Below are 16,527 nucleotides of genomic sequence, written 5' to 3'. Positions count from 1 at the left end.
TCATTAATAAGGTGGCTGATTGGGAATTTTTTTTCACTCTTGTTAACGATAAAGGAGATTATGCATTATCTCAATTAGATGGAAAAAAAATGTTTACTGTTTGGAGTGCAGAAGAATACGCAGAACTATGTAAAGTAGATGGTTGGGAAGTTTGTTCGATAAAAAAATTGGATTTGGATGATTTGGAAAATGAAATCATTGATTTTATAGTTGATGAGGATTGTTTGATTAACGTTTTTCCTATTTATGACAAAACAGGCTTCGTTGTAAGTCTTAAAGAATTTTCTTCGGATTTAAGTGAAGAACTAAGCAATTATAGCTAAAGTATTCATAACAAACTAGAGCATTGAAATTCAATGCTCTAGTATTTAACATTAGACAGAATTTTATTTTAACATGGAAAATTTTGCGGTTAGGGGATGCTGAACTAGAAAAAATAAAAAACCGCCAGTATAAAATCCAAATCCTTCAACTGGTGATTATAAACCTAAACCTATTAAAATATTTCCGGACTCAGATTCTTCAACTGACAAATCCAAATCCAAATCCAAATTAGATGGAGGATTAAAATCAATAGAGGATAAAAAAAGAGAGCAAACACCATTAATAAATAGATCAGGAACCCCCAAAATTAATTAATTATGAGACAATTTTTTTTTATAATACTTACAACTTTACTTATTTGTTGTCAGAACGGAAAATTAAGCAAGAATGAAGATATTAACTCAGACTCGAGTGTAGCAATTTCTCTAGCAGAAGAAAAATGGATTGAGATTTATGGCAAATCGGTAAATGAGCAAAAGCCATTCATTGCAGAAAAGAAAAATGATAGTGTTTGGATTGTTCAAGGAACTTTGCCCAAAAACAGATTAGGGGGTGTTGCCTATGCAGAAGTAAATGTAAAGGCAAAGAAAGTAGTTAAATACACTCACGGAAAGTAATCTTAGACATTATAATATCTTTAATTAATAATTTTTATTAAGAAACTAAAAAAATGAAAAAAATTACATTAATTCCAATACTCATTTTAAGTTCACTTCTTTATGCTCAACAAAAAACTGAGGTTAAAATAAAGAAAATAATTGAGTTTGAAAAATCTTATGTTTTTAAATTTAAAAATATGAAGACAAGAAAGATAGATTACTTTTTCTCCTATAAAAAGGACACCTGTGACAATGGATTGAAAATTTACAATGGTAAAAAGTACACTCTTATAATTTCTGAATTCACTATTCCTCATCAAAATGATGGAAATACTTACATGATGGGTGTAGATGATTTTATTCTTCCGTCAGGTCACAAATTTTATTTCTCTGAATATGTCAGAGGTTTGTATGTTTGTCAATAATGAGATATGATAGGTGGTAATCAGGGTAATGTTCCAAAGTTAGTGATAGAATCATTTTAATTGTTAACTTGTTGGAAATCAATATACATTAAATTTTAAAATTAAAATAGCGAGGGTAGGTTATCCTACTCTTGCTTATTTTAGCCGATAAAAATGATCTTAAATGATTGAAGATCCTTCCTCATGTATCAAAGTTAGCGATGCTTGATTTTTAAATTGATTTTCAGAAGAAAAGGTACGTCTACAATTATGAAGATCATGTAGGAAATATCAGGCGGGCCTACTATTGGAATACCGCAACCCAAGATGTTGCCATAGACCGTGAAACCAATTATTATCCTTTTGGGTTAGAGTATGAAGGTTCCAGCACAACCCAGCTGCCAAGCTACAAATACGGTTTTCAGGGCAGGAAAAGCAGACCGAAACCGGATGGAGTTCTTTTAAATGGCGAAACAGCATCCCGGAACTGGGAAGATTCTTTAATGTAGATCCGTTAGCTGAAGATTATAACACATGGTCTACCTATGCATTTAGTGGGAACAGGGTTGTAGATGCAAGAGAGCTTGAAGGCTTAGAGCCTGTAAGCACAAAAAGAGAGCAAGATCTACCCGGCACTGAAGCTGAATTTGCCGAATTCATTGGTGGTGGAATTAACAGTGTAAGAGCTGCTGCTTCTAATTTATTTATGAGAGGCTACAATAGTGTAGCTAAAAATGAAATAAATAATGCATATGAAGTAGGAAGTGATGGAAGGCTGGCCTTAACGATTGGTGTTCCGAAGGAAACGACTAAGGAAAAAATAGTAAATAGTGCTTTTGACCTTGCAACAATAGGCATGGCTGCCTTTGGAGGTGTCGAAGGAGCGTTAACTGTTCAAGGCGGAAAGGTTCCAGCATTAAGAGCTTTTGAATCAGTAAGGCAATTTCAGAAACTAGAGGCGAGAGCCGCAAAATTGAGTCAAAGACCACGACCTAACATGCCTTTTACAAAAGCTGGTAAAAAAGTTGTAATAGACCTAAATACCCTTAAAAATGCTGGTAAAACCATATGTAAGAAGTGTAAAGTTGAAACTGTTCCTGCCCAACAATCCAAGAAGGGAGTTGTACCGGATAAGAGGGAAACACAAGTTGATCATATAGAAGCAGAATCACTTGGTGGTAGTGGTACACCAAATAATGGACAGGTATTATGTAGAGATTGTAATATAAAAAAGAGTAACAAAAGAGAATAATATATGGAAAATAGAACTAAAGTTTTTTTTGTGCAAGAAACTGCCGAAAAAGAGTACCAAACTGAATCATTATGGTGTAAATCAGATGGGGATAATTTTATTGTAGACAATATTCCTTTTATTGCAGAAAGGATTTCTCTTGGTGATACTATTGAAGTCGAATATGATGAAGATGATAAGCAGTATTATTTTGAAGATTTTGTTGAGAGTTCTGGAAATACAACTGTCCGGATCTTCGTCTACAAAGATTATGAAAATAAAATAGAAGAAACCAGACAATGGTTTAAAGAAAATGGTTGTGATTCGGAAGTTTTCTTGGATAGAAACATAATTGCAGTCAATGTGCCAGCTAATATCTCTTATAGGCCGATTAAGCAATATTTAGACGAGGGGGAAGGAAACGTTTGGTCATATGAAGAATCTTGTTTAGAACATGAATATTAGATCTATGAATCAAAAAGAAATTGAAATAAAAATAAATAATATTTATGTTGAGACTAAAGGACTATATCTTTATTTAGATAAAGAAATTAGAGTTGCTATTGGTAATAATCAACCAGAAAACTATATAGAGGTTATAAAATATATTATAGATTATATTGTAGGTAGTAAACCTATTATTTCTGAAAACCAAAATATTGGCTATTATTCATGTCTTTTACAATTTAGGCTGGATGAGGATAACTGCTATGACTTGTATGAAGCAAACGCTGACGGCAGTGGCTATAATAAAGGTTGTGATATGGCAATTTCAGTTGTTAGAGAACAAGGGGAAATATGTTGGCAACAAAATCTTATTCCTCATTTTCCAACCTTCAATCAGTCGATTGTTATATCAGATGGTGTTTTCGAAGGAAAAGATATCGAAGGAATTAGATATGATTCACCTCAGGACGAAAGTGGTTGGTATCTTATCACAGATGATTATAATGACGATATTAAGTCATTAAAAATGGTGCACTTTTATCATGTCGCTTTTGCTCGTCCTGATATTTTGAAATATTTAGCATTGCCTTTCGGATATAGATTTTTAATGGGAAATGGAAATGTAGCCATATGCAAAGATTAGGAGTAACAAAATTTGCTAACCATTCTAAATATTTAAAAAATTATTTAGAACACTGTTTTCAATGCTCTAAATTTTAAAATCAATGTAAAAAGCGTCCTTTGGAACAATCTTAGAATTAAATGATTTTTAACACAATAGAAATGAACTACAAAGAATTCTGTCAGGAAAAGCTGGATCACCTCATTGAAATTCAAAATTTGTTCAAACAACAATTTGATATAGATTCCTACGAAAATTGGTTTTATGATAGTGAGTTTGAGCTTTTACGACTTTACAACTCGGACGAAGATGAAGTATACTTTACCTATATCCCGGTAGGAACCTATTCAAAAGAAAAGCAAACGTGGATGTGGAGCTGGTTCAATGACAGTTCCATTGAAAAGAATAAAAAAAAATTACTCGTTGTCAAAGAGTTTGGAATAAAAAATCAATACGAAAAATTACAGGAAGGAACCTTTCCAAGTGATGAATTGGATGGTTGGGAATTGACATCAGTGTGCCTGGATTTTCTGAATGGTATTGGAGCATATAAAGTCAATTCTGACCATTTGGATTTTTACATGGTTCTTACGGCTGTTGAAGATAAAAATTCTAAAAGTGTTCAACAATCTAAACAAAAAATAGTAGAATGTACTCAGCATGGTTTTGCGCGTCCAGGATTTGTGTGTCAGCACTTAGACTGTAAAACGGTAAGCGGTTTTCATGAAGCCTTCGACACTTACAAAGGAATGGAGTTGGAAGAAGAAGATGACTTCCAGGCATGGTGTGATGAATGTGAAAAAGTAAGAGCTGAGTATGGTGAATGGAACGAAGAATCTGAGAATTTTGCACAAATTAGATTAGTTTGTGAAAACTGCTATTTTGAGCTAAAAAAATTCAACCAAAATTTTTAACACCTAAAATTATAAGGTTAATCATGTCCAATAAATGTAATCCATCTATTATCTTTGGAGAATAAATCAGTCATCTTATTCATAATAACTCACAAAGTAGTAATGGAATGTTAAATGAATAAGATCAATATAAATTAAAAACAACAAATGATTTTTCCAAAAGCAAAAAAAATAGCCAAAGAACTTGGCTGGTATAAAACAAAGGACAGTGTATTCGGACTCTACAAAGGATACTTTTTCAACGTTTCAGATGCAAGTTTAGTCACCACACCGCAATTCAAATTGGTAACGGCGACCACCGGAAGCTTAACAGAAGAACAAAAGCTACACATCAAAACTGAACTCAACACCAACAAAAAGAAATTAAAGTTTACCCACTTTGAAATTAGCGATCATGCGATTTTTTTTAAATTCGTTGAAAATGTAACGCTTACTCAACTTAAGACGGTTTATGCTTTGTTCGATTTTCTGGTTGATCTGTTCAAAAAACTAAATCTGCCAGAGCAAAACCATTGTCACAGCTGTGGACAAGATCAAAGAATCAACTATTATGATCTCAACGACAACGGTATTATACTTTGTGATCGCTGTTTCAGCCAGGAGGATCGTAGATTTTACGAAATTGAAAAAGAAAGAATTTCAAAAGAAAAAAATTATTTAACAGGATTTTTAGGGGCCCTACTCTTTTCGGTTCCGGGAATTATACTTTGGGTTTTATGTGCTGTCTATTTTGAAAGACTGGCCTCCGGAATGGCATTCGTCATCGCAATTCTCGGAATTTTAGGCTATGATTATTTCAAAGGACTGCATGGAAAACTGACAAAATATATTATTGTTCTTACAAACATCATCAGCATCATTATCGCCAACGTTACGACAGTCATTACTTTACTGGTAAAACAGGGCTTAACAGTCAATCAGGCTATACAGGAGTTTCAAGCCAACGACGCAGCAAAAGACTTCTTTTATCAGAGTATTGTTATTTCTTTTATTTTGGCATTTCTTGTTTGGATCTGGCTCCTATTTTTCAACAAAGACAACAAATTAATGATACAACCTGCAGAGAAATTTTAGATTTTAAATAGTATCCAACTCCGTATGGACAACAAAAAATCAACTTTAAAAGTTGGTTTTTATTTTTTCAGGAGTACTTGAATAAACTGGTTTTATTTTTCTGTACAATGTGAGATCTGATTCTGGTTTTTAATTACTCATTCTCTTCTACAGTTAATACCACTCCCCTCCTCCACATCCACCTCCTCAACCTCCACACCGGCACATACACAAAAATAACAGAAAGGATTCCTGCCAGCACCCCAACCAGCACCGCCATGGCAGTGGCGTCCAGTTTATAATATTTTGATAAACTGAATTGTGCGATCATCAATACAGACAAGACCAATAATCCTGTAATGACACCGTGTACAATACTTAGTTTCGTCATCAGTTTCTTTTTATTGAGCTGATCATCTACGGTAAATTCAATCGCTCCCTGTTCGGAAGCAATGATCACCCTGTTGATAATATCGATGGTAAGGACTACAGGCAGGAATATAGCCATAGGAAGCGTCAGCCGGGCCAGATTTTGGGTTCCTGAAAAAAAGTGGGTATATCCTAATTCCTGAAAACTGGCATAGGCAATAATGAAATTGAAAAACACATTCGGAAGCACATAATAGATCGTCCGCTTGATTAAAAAGCGTTTCAGCGTGGTTTTCTTGAGGAGCTTAGGCGGCGCAGGCTTGAATTTTAATTTCATAAAGACGAGGTCAGGAGTTCAATGGCTTTGTTTTTAATTTTTATGGCTTCTGCCTTCGGAAGGAAATGCTCGTTGGACATAAAGGTAAAATCCATTTGCTGATTGTAGGTGGTGGTCACCAGCGTATTCGAATTCAGCCATGGAAATGCAACCGTCGGGCTGATGATGGTTTCCAGTGTAAAATGCTTATAATCATTGGGAATATCAATTCTACCCATATTCGAAAGCGTGATATCATGTCCGCCTTTACTGGATTTCAGCATCGTGATCATACGGTCCACAAGCGGGTGCATTTGCTCTCCCATCCATAGAAGTTTTCTCGCTTCAATCTTATCTATTTTCTGAAGAAGTTCCTTTTTGATCTCCCGGGCATTGTCCATGACATCCAGGCTGCCTTTTTTCAACGGAAGTTCAACGGTAGGAGCAAAAGCAAACAGGTGATCTTTTTTAATCTCCGGAATAAAATGACGTACATCTACAGGACTGATTACTTTTCCTTTCGCCTGCTTCCCTTGTATTTCTTTAAAAGCCTGCATATAGGCTGCACACAACAAAGCATGTACGGAAATACCTTGAGCTTTGCATTTTTCAGTGATTTGAGTCGTTATAGAAGGATCTTCCTTCCAGTGAATGAGATAGTTTTTTCCAAGATTACTAGTTTTACTTTTCCGCTGCATCATAAAAAAGAACCGGGCCATCAGCATATAAAACCGGGCTTTGCGTTTCTCTTTTTTCGAATTGAAATCCAGAGGCAGGAAATCATTAACAGAATTGAATAGATGATAAGGACTCATCTCAAAAGAGGGATCATCCAAAAGGCCCAGAAGTTCCCGCATCAGCGTGACAGCAGAAGTTCCGTCACAGATACAGTGAGGCATTACCCAAAGCAGTTCCGAAACATCATCTCCTTTAATCCATACCAATTGGGCAAGCGGTTTTTTCTCATCTTTAAACAGCCTGAACCATTCCTTTTCAGATTCCTGCAGCCAATCGTTGTCCGTTTTCCGTTCAACAACACGGAGCGGAATGGGTTCGATCTCCTTATCTTCAGTAAAAAAAGGATATTTCTCACTGCGGATATCGATAGCCGATCTCAGCAAAGGATGTTTCTGCTGAATTTTTGCCAAAGCAGCCTTAACGTTTTCTTCTGGAATTTTCCCTTTGATTTTTGCGGTAAATACTAAGTTTATCGGTGTATCCGGATCCACATACATGATCCTTTCCACCATCATCAATTTTCTTCTGATCATAATACGGATATAGGATCTAATTGTTCTTTTACAGTCTGAATTACCTCATCACGGATTGCTAACGCTTCAGAATACGGTAAATAACCCTCGCTTCCTACAAAAGAGAAATCCATTTCCCCATTGAATGTTGACGTCACCATCGTTGTGGTATTTCCCAAAGGACCAATCACAGAGGGACTGAAAATGGTTTCCAGGGTAAATGCTTTATACTGATGGGGGATCTGAATGCGTCCCAGATTGGAAAACATACAGTCATTGGAGGATTTCCCATGCTTGAGCAGTTTGGTGAAACTTTTCAGGGCATCATGAGCAGACTCCATCACCATCATGGTAATATAGGGATTCAGTTTAGAGGTTTTCCGTTCTACGGATTCCTGCATCAGCCTTAAATTCTCCGAAAAGCTTATTTTATGATTCGCTGAGACCACGATCATCAGTCCGAAAGCAAAAATATGATCTTCTTTGATCTGGTTCGCAAAACGCCTGATATCTACCGGACATGAAACCTTATTGAAAGCAGCAGCTCCTTTTACCTTTTTAAATGCCTGGAGTACCACTGCACATAAAAACGTGTTCACCGTGACTTCCATGGATTTGCAGTAGGAAATTAATTCCTTACTTATTTCTTTGTCAAATTTCCAGTGAATCATGTAATCATTCTGACGCTCCACTGCTTTTTTACCAACGGGAATACACTTGATGGCCGTTGCCGCTACCCTGCCGATCAATTTTGCTTTCAGCTTTTGTGTACGGTTCGTCAAGATGGATTCCGGAACCACATCATGAATTCCCAGAATAGGATTTTCTACTCCAATTTCCGCTGACGGATGATCCAATATCGTTAAAAACTCATATAAGAAAGCCAGCGCAGAACCTCCATCGCATAAACAATGGTGAAAAGAAAAAAGCATATCCGAAACCTCTTCTCCTCTGATCCATATGAACCGGAGAAGGGGCTGCTCGCCATATTTAAATAAGGTCTCCCACTCTCTTCTGGATTCTTCCTGCCAATCGTCGTCCCCTCTCCTGGAAACAATCCGAATGGGTATGGGCACATTTTTTTCCAACACTTCAAACCATGGCACCTTATTTTCGTCATGGTGAATGAGTGCTCTCAACCAGGGATGTTTGCCCTGAAGCCGACTCAGGGCATGCTGAATTTCTTCTTTTTTAAAAGTGCCCCGCAAACGGAACGCAATAACCACATTAAAAGGCTCTGTTCCGTCTCCCAGAAGTATGCGCTCTCCAAATAACAATTTTCTTTTCATAGGCTTATCCTAAAACTAATGATGTTTGTTCCTGTTGTACAAAACCTTCCAGCAGCTCTACCGCCAGGTCGTTACCGCCTGCATTGAGCAAACTCGACTGAACTTCTTTCGCTGCGTTTCTATAGACCGGATTTTCCAGCAATTCAAAAACGGTTTCACGAAGGGCTTCCACCCGTAATCGCTTGTATCGGATGCTGATTCCACACCCTGCTTTTTCAATTAATTTCGCAATATGGAAATGATCGTAGGCAATAGGCGTAATCAACATCGGTAATCCATTGGTGAACGTATCATTAACGGTATTGAAACCGCCGTGGCAGATCACCATATCCATATAAGGCATGAGGGCAGATTGAGGAACAAAACCGCTTACAATAAAATTAGATGGCCATTCATCAAATATGTCCGGCGGAGTGGCTGCGATCACCGTTACAGGCTGATCTGCAAAAGCAGCAATGATCTTTTCAAAAAATGCTTTCCGGATATCTACCAGCAAAGTGCCCAGCGATACAAATATTTTAGGGGTCGTAGAGGCTTCCAGTTTTTCCCAGTCAAAAGGAGCAGGGTTCGGACGTCCTTTTACCGGACCTACAAACTTCATATGCGCCGGAACGGTTTCAAAATCTGCAAACGTCTGTGAGGTGAAGACCAGATTCAACTGATTGGAATGAATAAAAATGCCTTCATCCTCAATTCCCACTTCTTTCTGAAGGTCTTTGATCAGGTTTTGCTGCCATTCGAATATTTTGGGTGCGCTGTTCGCGGTATCACCCATTACATCGGGAGGAACAGGCGTAGTTGTTACACATGGAATCTTATGTTTGTGAGCAAATAATGCACCTCCGAAAGTGATACAGTCATTCACGAGAACATCAGGTTTCCACGTATCAGTAAGACGTTCTAATCCGGGCATCATCATTTTGGCAAAGGGAACATAGGTTTCCTCCAATGCCAGTTTCATGACTTCAGGGCCCGAACATGCAGGTCCGTCATCCTGTCTCTTTAAAATACGCTGAATATCTTCCTGAAACGGACTCAGATCTTCTTCAGGATAAAAATAACTTCCTCCTTCCGGAATATGTTTAGGGTCTAATGGGGTAATTCCAAACCATTTTACTTCGTGTCCACGGGCAATCAGACTGGCACCAACACTCAAGGTCGGGCTGATGTGTCCGAAAAACGGCGGAATCACAAATAAAAACTTAGATCCGGTCTTTATCTTTTCTGAAACAGGAAGCAATGCTTTTTCTAACAGATCAGCAGCGGTTGGGGTACCTCCCGCTTCAACGAAAGATTCACGAACCTTTTCAGCAGCTTCTTTATATTCCGGTTGGTATAAAATCTTCTGAACCGCCTCGTTCAAATGATGAGATTTAAAACGGTTAAAATTAAGACGTTCTCCTGATCCGGTACGCACCACACGTCCAGCCACATGCGACTGATCATATGCAATAGGGATCACCACCAACGGAAGACCGTTGGAAAGGGCTTCAGAGACGGTATTGTGACCGCCATGGCAAACCACTCCATCCAGATAAGGCAGCAGATCCAGTTGAGGAACCTGCTGATACACCATAAAGTTCTCCGGCCAGCTGTCAAAAAGCTGAGGATCAGAAACTAGTACAACGGTTACCTCTTCATCTTTAAAGGCATCAATTACTTTCTGGAAAAAAGCTTTTTTATGATCATGATCGAAGGTCGTTCCGATACTTACTAAGATCTTTTTGTTGGCAGCATTTTTCAACCGGTCCCAATCAAATTCACAGGAGATGCGGCGTTCCATAAGAACAGGTCCCGTGAACTGATAATTCTCCGGCAGATCCATTTCACCAAAGAAATATTTCGAGGTTAAAACAAGAGTCAGCAGATCGGAAGAAGCCAGTGAACGGTTTTCCGTCACACCCAATTCTTTCTGCAGTTCAATGATCTTGTTGACTTCCCATTCGTGTACTTTAGGCAGCTCCTCCATCATTTTAATAGCAGCCGGAGCGGTAACGGAGGTGCTGTAAGGAAGGTTCAGTTTTTTTGCAGCAATAGCGGCGGCAAATAACTGATGATCTCCAATCACCATATCGGGCTGATAGGTTTCCAGCAAGGCAACAATACCGTTATAACAATGTCTGTTTAAGGGAATCAGGACCTCATCGTACAGAAACTTAATGCTGTCGATTCCGTAGACTATTTTTTTAGAAATGATATCAAGATAGTTCTCACTTTCTTTTTTTTCTTCGTCGGTTTGATCATATTGAATGAGTAACAATTCTCCTCCGACAGGAAGTTTTGTACTTAAGTTTTTATCAAGACTGATCCAGGCCACTTCATGTCCTCTTTGCAGTAATGCTGCGCCGATGCTTAAGGTTGGATTGATATGGCCTGTCAATGGGGGAACAACAAATACAAATTTAGCCATGATTTTGTGTTAATGTGTTAGATAATGATTGAGATAAAAAATGAACAATGGTTTCTGCGATCTGAACAGGTTCCTGTATCGGGACATTGTGATCACCGGGAATCAGTTCCAGTTCAGATGAAATGATCTGGGTTTTCAGCCATTCACCTGTAGGTCTACAATTGGATTCAGATCCGTATTGTAATAATGTGGGAATATGCAGTCCTGAGAAATTGGCTTCACTCAGAAAATGTTTTTCCCTGATCATATCTGCTTTGATGCTGGTCTTTTCAAACAGGAACTCATACATGCGGTGGTTTTTCTCCATCTGCCTTTTACCCATCTGCACCTTGGTGGTATCTGTAAAATTGGCAACATAATGTTCGAGAAACTCTTTGCTGTATTCATCGATGATATTTCTTGCTTTTTCGTCCTGAGGATCCGGGGCTTCTATCACCACCAAGTGACTGACACGGTCCGGAGCTTTCAATACCGTTTTCAAGGCAATCAATCCTCCGAAACTGTATCCGGCCAGATGTACTTTTTTAAGGTTTAAAACATCTATCAAAGCCAAAAGATCGGATGACATGCTTTCCAGATCATAGCCATCTGTAAAACGTTCACTCATGCCATGGCTTTTCAGATCGTACATCACGACATGAAAATGTTTCGCCAGGATCGGGGCAATATTGAAATAATAAATGGACAGGTTGCTGAACATCCCGTGGATAAGCACCACCGTGTGTTCAGCCCCTTTGTTGAGTTCCTGAATATGAACTTGTTTATGGTTTACATTGATTATTGGCATTCGTAGATATAATTGATGATCATACTCAGGTCAAGGTCGATCAGTTCGTCTAAGTCCATAGAAGACAGCCATCCCGTGAAGTCAATCTGATCGCCGAAATGCGCTTTGATCTTTTCAGAAAAAGAAACAATTTCTATACTGTCCATTTCCAGGTCTTTGGTGAATGAACTTTCCGGAGTGATGTCCATTTCCTCTACAAATTCAGCGCCTATCACTTCCGTAATAAAACCTTTTAAAAGAGTGAACAATTCCTCGTGATTCAATTGTAATGTGTGGTTTATAGTGTCCATCCGATAATATAATTTTTATGTTTAATAGTTTTTATTTCAGTTTGGTTGATCCATAAGTAATCTCCCTCAATATGTTTGATTTCAAATGCCTTTGGGTTTCCTTTCAATCCGGTTCCCAGAAATTTCCCGTAGGCTTCTTTGGCTACCCAGAACCTGGTGGTCCATTCTGCCTGATCCTTGTCTTTTAATAAAGCTAATTCGTGATCGGTAAATACCAGATCATAAAATCCGGAGCTGCGTTCTTCCATGATCTCCATGTCAATGCCCACCGGACCACCATGACGTGCAATACCCACCGCATCTTTTCCTTTGTGAGCCAGAGAAATATGGATACCTTCGGTAACATCGCCGATCAGATAAGGCTTTCCAACTTCATCCTTCCCTATTTCAAAAGTGATTGGAAAGCAAGGATGATTTTTCTGTTCGCGGAGAAGGTTTCGAACGGCATCTTTCACCGCCACACGGCTCACCATCCATTCTTTTCTCTTGTTGGGAAACAATTGCTGGTGATATTGTTTTTCCGTCTGGTTGAAATATCTTTTGAGAATAAAATCCCATGAAGCCACTCTGGTATACGCCTGATGAAAGAAAAATACTTCAGGAGCTATTTCCTCCGAAAGACGGTTGTGCAAAGGCGACATGGAAACATTCCACAGCGGTTCATCGATTTCCAGTCGGCGGTTTTGCCATCCTGTAATCGCGCACCATACTTTTCCGTCTCTTTTCAGGATGATATCGGCAATGGCAAATTCTTCATTGAGTTCTGTAAGGATACAGGTACATTCAAAAAGGCCGTCCTGATCTTCCATATCTCCAAAGAATTCAATATCTCTGATTTTTACCGGGAAAGCAATACGGTCTTTGGTCAGGGTAAGCTGCAGCCACAATCCGAATAGCTGTCCGGCATTATCAAGCAAAGAACCTTTTCCACCGTTTCCTTTGATTTTTCCTACAATTCCTTTCGTTCCTACTGCTGAAACTTCTGCAATTCCCTGATAGCGTTCTCCATGGAACATATGTTTGTCATAAATCTCTTCTGGCGTTCTTTCGATTGGCAGAAGATCTCCGATCGATAAGTTAAAGACAGGAACTGCAGGCGCAGATGAAGCCAGTAGGACTTCTGCATTCGCAAAGTTCTCTATATCAAGATAAGCGTGGTTATTTGAACGCCATTCTCCTTTGACTGTTTTTTCAAAAGGTTTGGCGACATTCATCCATTGAAACACACTTACATTCATAATTTTATGAACCCGTGTACCCTGAATTTCTGCCTGTGCGATTTCTGCTAACTGCTCAAAAATCATCGTCATCGGAATTACGGGTTCCATATCAGCCAGTTCATGCCATCCTTTGGGTTGTCTTAATAAACTGTGATCGATAAGGTAAGGATGACTTTCTAAAGTAACCTGTAAAAGTTTCGAGAAATTCTTATTGACCGGTACTTTAGGCATCACGGGTTTTGCCACTTTAATTTCAGAACGGTTCTGAAACAGCGTCAATACTTCTTCCTGCATGCGGATCATATCAGAAATATTGTCCTGGAAGGCCTGAACAAGCGGATGTCCGGTTTTAGCTACCGTGGCAGTAATGGTATTTTGCTTTGGCATTTCAAAAGACTGAGCCAGATTTTGAATTTCTTTAAAATCGCGGATAATCGGTGAACCTAACTGTAATTTGATTCCCTTTCCTGTTGATTTTTTGGATTGATTTTGTATTTCTAAAAAGTCCAATGCCACTGTTTTACCTTCCACGAATAACGCAGCTACCACACGCTGAATCTGAGCCAGTGCAGATCGTGTGGCTACGCTGGAAGCAATGGTACTGAATGCTTTTCCTTTTAAGGTATCATCGATAAATCCGATCAATCCTCCGGTGCCTATCTGAATAAAGAATTTTGCGCCTTCTTCATACAGTTTATCCGTCAGTTCACGGAAACGGACAGGCTGCACCAAATGCTCTGCGCTTAGTTTTCTGATCGCATCCTGATCGGCAGGATACGGTTCCAAAGTCGTTGCAGACCACAATGGGATTTTCGTCTGTTGAAACTGTGCTTTTTCCATTCCTGCTAAGATAACCTCCAGTTGATCAGCGATAAAAGGCGAGTGAAAACCGGACTGGAACGGCAGAATCTGATGGAAGATCTGTTTTGATTTTAATAATGGAACCAATTCATCCAAGGCTTCATTACTGCCGCAAAGGATTACCTGATTAGGGCAGTTATCATTGGAAACATAGAGGTTGGAAATGGTATCGATAAAAGGCTTGACCGCATCAATTCCCGCTCCGATCGCAATAAATCTGGAATCTTTTAATTCAAAGGTTTCCGGATTAAGGACATCGATCAAAGCTTTTACAGAATTCACTTCTGCCAGTTCGGAGGAATATCCTGCCAGCCATTCTCCCAGGCTGTGTCCGGCATTCATATCAGGAACAATTCCCAGTTTTTTCAGGGCGTTGTCAAGAATACTGCATTTGTTGAAAATACCCAGTGCGTCCGTTAATAAACCTTCTCCTTCTGTTTCGATAGGTTCGGTCAATCCGAAATAACGGCTGACACTGTCTACTTCGCCTTTCGCAAGGCCGTCCAGCCCCGGAAATACGAAGGCAATTTTACCACCATCTTTCAGTAAAGGCGTGTTGGTGTACCAGATATCCTGTTTATTGCGCCATGGATTATCTTTAGCTACAATTTTAATCGCTTTTTCTATTCTTTCAGGGGTTGGGTCGAATAAAGCAATCCGGTAATCCCCTTCACCTACTCTGTTTTCTTTATTTTTTAAAGCTGAAAGCAGTTCTTCATGAGTGGGCCTTGCCAATACCAAAACACGGTCTTTTTTCGGCATATCATAGCCTTCCAAAACAACGTGTGCATTGATCCCTCCAAATCCGAAGGCATTGACTGCCGCTACTTTCGGCAAGCCTGTTTTTGACCAGCTTTTCGGTTCCTGTACCGGAGCAAAACGGGTCTGCTCCATATCTGCAATTGGATTTTCACAATATAATGTAGGGGGTAAAGTATCATGATGAAGCGCCAGGCAGGTCTTGATTAAACCTGCGATCCCGGCAGCCGGCATAGCATGCCCGATATTGGATTTAACAGATCCAATTCCTGCAGCCTGGGTTGTTTCTTCTTTAGTGAAAAACTGCGCTAAGGTCTGAAGCTCTGTTTTATCTCCAAGTGGTGTTCCTGTGCCGTGAGCTTCAAGATATCCAATCTGTTTTTCATCCAGATCTGCATTAATCCAGGCTTGTTGCAACGCTTTAAGCTGACCTTTAACGGATGGACTCATGACGCTGATTCCGTTACCATCGCTGCTTACGCCAACGCCTTTGATCACGGCGTAGATTTTATCCTGATCACGGACTGCGTCTTCCATTCGTTTTAACACGACGAAACCACAGCCTTCACCAATTAATAATCCGTCTGCATCCATACTGAACGGCTTGATCTGCTGTTGATGAGACAAAGCTCCCAACTGGGCAAAAATACTCCAGAAAGCAGCATTCTGTCCGGTATGCACACCTCCCGCGATAACCATATCACAACGGCCACGGTTCAGTTCCTGAACGGCATGATCTACTGCAATCAGGGCACTGGCACAGGCGGCATCTACTGTAAAAGCAGCACCTCCCAGATTGAAACGGTTGGCAACTAAAGAGGCAACCAGATTGGGAATCAGTCCCATGGCTGTATCTGCTGCGAAACGTCCTTTCCGTTCCTGGAAAGCATGCTTCACCTTTTCGATATCTGCTGAAGATACCTGGGGTAACAATTCCTGCAATAACGAAGAAATCTGTTCTCCGGTTCGCACAATTTCGATAGCACGGGTCGCTCCGGGACCGGTATAGTTTCCTTTACCAATGATGATTCCTGTTTTTTCAAGGGATGTTCCCTTTTGAAATACACCGGCATCTTCCAGGGCTTTTTGTACCAGATCAAGGGTTAGCAAATGATCCGGTTCTGTCCCTTCAACGGCTAAGGGTAAAATCCCAAAAGCGGTTGGATCAAATTCATAATCTGAAATAAATCCACCACGTTTACAGTAAAATCTGTCAACAGGACTGGTAGCATCACTGAAGTGTACAGGATCAATCCTATCCGCCGGAGCCGATTGGGTAGAATCTACTTTATTGACAATATTCTGCCAAAAAGTGCTGGCATCCTGTGCCCCGGGAAAGACACAGGATAAGCCAATGACAGCAACATCTGTTTTTTTCATAG

The 16,527-nt window shown here is 39.5% G+C and carries 15 protein-coding genes and 1 pseudogene; 9 read left to right on the top strand and 7 right to left on the bottom strand.

Translation table 11 applies throughout. The features are described 5' to 3' along the window. Positions 1–2 precede the first annotated feature (2 nt). The 9 genes and pseudogenes from BUC06_RS14135 (at position 3) to BUC06_RS14095 (ending at position 5,615) form a co-directional block, all read left to right on the top strand. Positions 3–323, top strand: coding sequence for a DUF2750 domain-containing protein (locus BUC06_RS14135; protein ID WP_083564080.1), 321 nt, complete (start codon positions 3–5; stop codon positions 321–323). Between the two features lie 318 nt (positions 324–641). After that, positions 642–941 (top strand): NTF2 fold immunity protein, encoded by a 300-nt coding sequence (locus BUC06_RS14130; protein WP_073334663.1) that lies wholly within the window; start codon positions 642–644, stop codon positions 939–941. 53 nt (positions 942–994) lie between these two features. Then, positions 995–1,348: a hypothetical protein gene (locus tag BUC06_RS14125; RefSeq protein WP_073334662.1), complete on the top strand. Its 354-nt coding sequence runs from the start codon at positions 995–997 to the stop codon at positions 1,346–1,348. 391 nt (positions 1,349–1,739) lie between these two features. Further along, positions 1,740–1,907: pseudogene (locus tag BUC06_RS23595) on the top strand (RHS repeat-associated core domain-containing protein); the annotation flags it as partial. A gap of 126 nt (positions 1,908–2,033) precedes the next feature. Then, on the top strand, positions 2,034–2,579 hold the full coding sequence (locus tag BUC06_RS14115; RefSeq protein ID WP_073334661.1) for an HNH endonuclease: 546 nt from the start codon (positions 2,034–2,036) through the stop codon (positions 2,577–2,579). A gap of 3 nt (positions 2,580–2,582) precedes the next feature. Next, positions 2,583–3,023, top strand: a complete 441-nt coding sequence (locus tag BUC06_RS14110; protein ID WP_073334660.1) for a DUF4265 domain-containing protein — start codon at positions 2,583–2,585, stop codon at positions 3,021–3,023. A gap of 4 nt (positions 3,024–3,027) precedes the next feature. Continuing rightward, positions 3,028–3,648 carry an immunity protein Imm33 domain-containing protein gene (locus tag BUC06_RS23385; RefSeq protein WP_139263364.1) on the top strand — a complete coding sequence of 207 codons (621 nt, stop codon included), beginning with the start codon at positions 3,028–3,030 and terminating at the stop codon, positions 3,646–3,648. A 140-nt stretch (positions 3,649–3,788) separates the two neighbouring features. Beyond that, positions 3,789–4,541 carry a DUF6882 domain-containing protein gene (locus tag BUC06_RS14100; RefSeq protein ID WP_073334777.1) on the top strand — a complete coding sequence of 251 codons (753 nt, stop codon included), beginning with the start codon at positions 3,789–3,791 and terminating at the stop codon, positions 4,539–4,541. Between the two features lie 147 nt (positions 4,542–4,688). After that, positions 4,689–5,615 carry a hypothetical protein gene (locus tag BUC06_RS14095; protein ID WP_073334659.1) on the top strand — a complete coding sequence of 309 codons (927 nt, stop codon included), beginning with the start codon at positions 4,689–4,691 and terminating at the stop codon, positions 5,613–5,615. Between the two features lie 133 nt (positions 5,616–5,748). Here the strand turns inward: BUC06_RS14095 and BUC06_RS14090 are convergent, their stop codons facing one another. The 7 genes from BUC06_RS14090 to BUC06_RS14060 are packed head-to-tail and all read right to left on the bottom strand — an operon-like array spanning position 5,749 to position 16,525. After that, the gene (locus BUC06_RS14090; RefSeq protein ID WP_073334658.1) at positions 5,749–6,300 is read right to left on the bottom strand and encodes a hypothetical protein; all 552 of its coding nucleotides are present in this window, start codon (positions 6,298–6,300) and stop codon (positions 5,749–5,751) included. Then, entirely contained in the window at positions 6,297–7,550 is a 1,254-nt protein-coding gene (locus BUC06_RS14085) for a condensation domain-containing protein (protein ID WP_073334657.1), read from the bottom strand. The genes BUC06_RS14090 and BUC06_RS14085 overlap by 4 nt, the downstream gene beginning before the upstream one ends. Next, positions 7,547–8,818, bottom strand: a complete 1,272-nt coding sequence (locus tag BUC06_RS14080) for a condensation domain-containing protein (RefSeq protein WP_073334656.1) — start codon at positions 8,816–8,818, stop codon at positions 7,547–7,549. Before BUC06_RS14080 ends, BUC06_RS14085 begins: the two co-directional genes overlap by 4 nt. A gap of 4 nt (positions 8,819–8,822) precedes the next feature. Next, on the bottom strand, positions 8,823–11,228 hold the full coding sequence (locus BUC06_RS14075; protein WP_073334655.1) for a glycosyltransferase: 2,406 nt from the start codon (positions 11,226–11,228) through the stop codon (positions 8,823–8,825). Then, on the bottom strand, positions 11,221–12,015 hold the full coding sequence (locus tag BUC06_RS14070; RefSeq protein WP_073334654.1) for an alpha/beta fold hydrolase: 795 nt from the start codon (positions 12,013–12,015) through the stop codon (positions 11,221–11,223). The genes BUC06_RS14075 and BUC06_RS14070 overlap by 8 nt, the downstream gene beginning before the upstream one ends. Beyond that, on the bottom strand, positions 12,006–12,305 hold the full coding sequence (locus BUC06_RS14065) for an acyl carrier protein (protein WP_073334653.1): 300 nt from the start codon (positions 12,303–12,305) through the stop codon (positions 12,006–12,008). Before BUC06_RS14065 ends, BUC06_RS14070 begins: the two co-directional genes overlap by 10 nt. Beyond that, entirely contained in the window at positions 12,293–16,525 is a 4,233-nt protein-coding gene (locus BUC06_RS14060; RefSeq protein ID WP_073334652.1) for a type I polyketide synthase, read from the bottom strand. Before BUC06_RS14060 ends, BUC06_RS14065 begins: the two co-directional genes overlap by 13 nt. Positions 16,526–16,527 lie beyond the last annotated feature (2 nt).

It is taken from the genome of Chryseobacterium carnipullorum (assembly GCF_900142785.1).
Lineage (GTDB): Bacteria > Bacteroidota > Bacteroidia > Flavobacteriales > Weeksellaceae > Chryseobacterium > Chryseobacterium carnipullorum.
Note: the sequence above shows the minus strand (reverse complement) of the source record. Positions and strands in the feature narration are given on the sequence as shown.

Coding starts and splice junctions, on each gene's coding strand:
- BUC06_RS14110 (WP_073334660.1), top strand. CDS start 2,583: ATGGAAAATAGAACTAAAGTTTTTTTTGTGCAAGAAACTGCCGAAAAA.
- BUC06_RS14100 (WP_073334777.1), top strand. CDS start 3,789: ATGAACTACAAAGAATTCTGTCAGGAAAAGCTGGATCACCTCATTGAA.
- BUC06_RS14075 (WP_073334655.1), bottom strand. CDS start 11,228: ATGGCTAAATTTGTATTTGTTGTTCCCCCATTGACAGGCCATATCAAT.
- BUC06_RS14080 (WP_073334656.1), bottom strand. CDS start 8,818: ATGAAAAGAAAATTGTTATTTGGAGAGCGCATACTTCTGGGAGACGGA.
- BUC06_RS14090 (WP_073334658.1), bottom strand. CDS start 6,300: ATGAAATTAAAATTCAAGCCTGCGCCGCCTAAGCTCCTCAAGAAAACC.
- BUC06_RS14065 (WP_073334653.1), bottom strand. CDS start 12,305: ATGGACACTATAAACCACACATTACAATTGAATCACGAGGAATTGTTC.
- BUC06_RS23385 (WP_139263364.1), top strand. CDS start 3,028: ATGAATCAAAAAGAAATTGAAATAAAAATAAATAATATTTATGTTGAG.
- BUC06_RS14085 (WP_073334657.1), bottom strand. CDS start 7,550: ATGATCAGAAGAAAATTGATGATGGTGGAAAGGATCATGTATGTGGAT.
- BUC06_RS14130 (WP_073334663.1), top strand. CDS start 642: ATGAGACAATTTTTTTTTATAATACTTACAACTTTACTTATTTGTTGT.
- BUC06_RS14060 (WP_073334652.1), bottom strand. CDS start 16,525: ATGAAAAAAACAGATGTTGCTGTCATTGGCTTATCCTGTGTCTTTCCC.
- BUC06_RS14070 (WP_073334654.1), bottom strand. CDS start 12,015: ATGCCAATAATCAATGTAAACCATAAACAAGTTCATATTCAGGAACTC.
- BUC06_RS14095 (WP_073334659.1), top strand. CDS start 4,689: ATGATTTTTCCAAAAGCAAAAAAAATAGCCAAAGAACTTGGCTGGTAT.
- BUC06_RS14115 (WP_073334661.1), top strand. CDS start 2,034: ATGAGAGGCTACAATAGTGTAGCTAAAAATGAAATAAATAATGCATAT.
- BUC06_RS14125 (WP_073334662.1), top strand. CDS start 995: ATGAAAAAAATTACATTAATTCCAATACTCATTTTAAGTTCACTTCTT.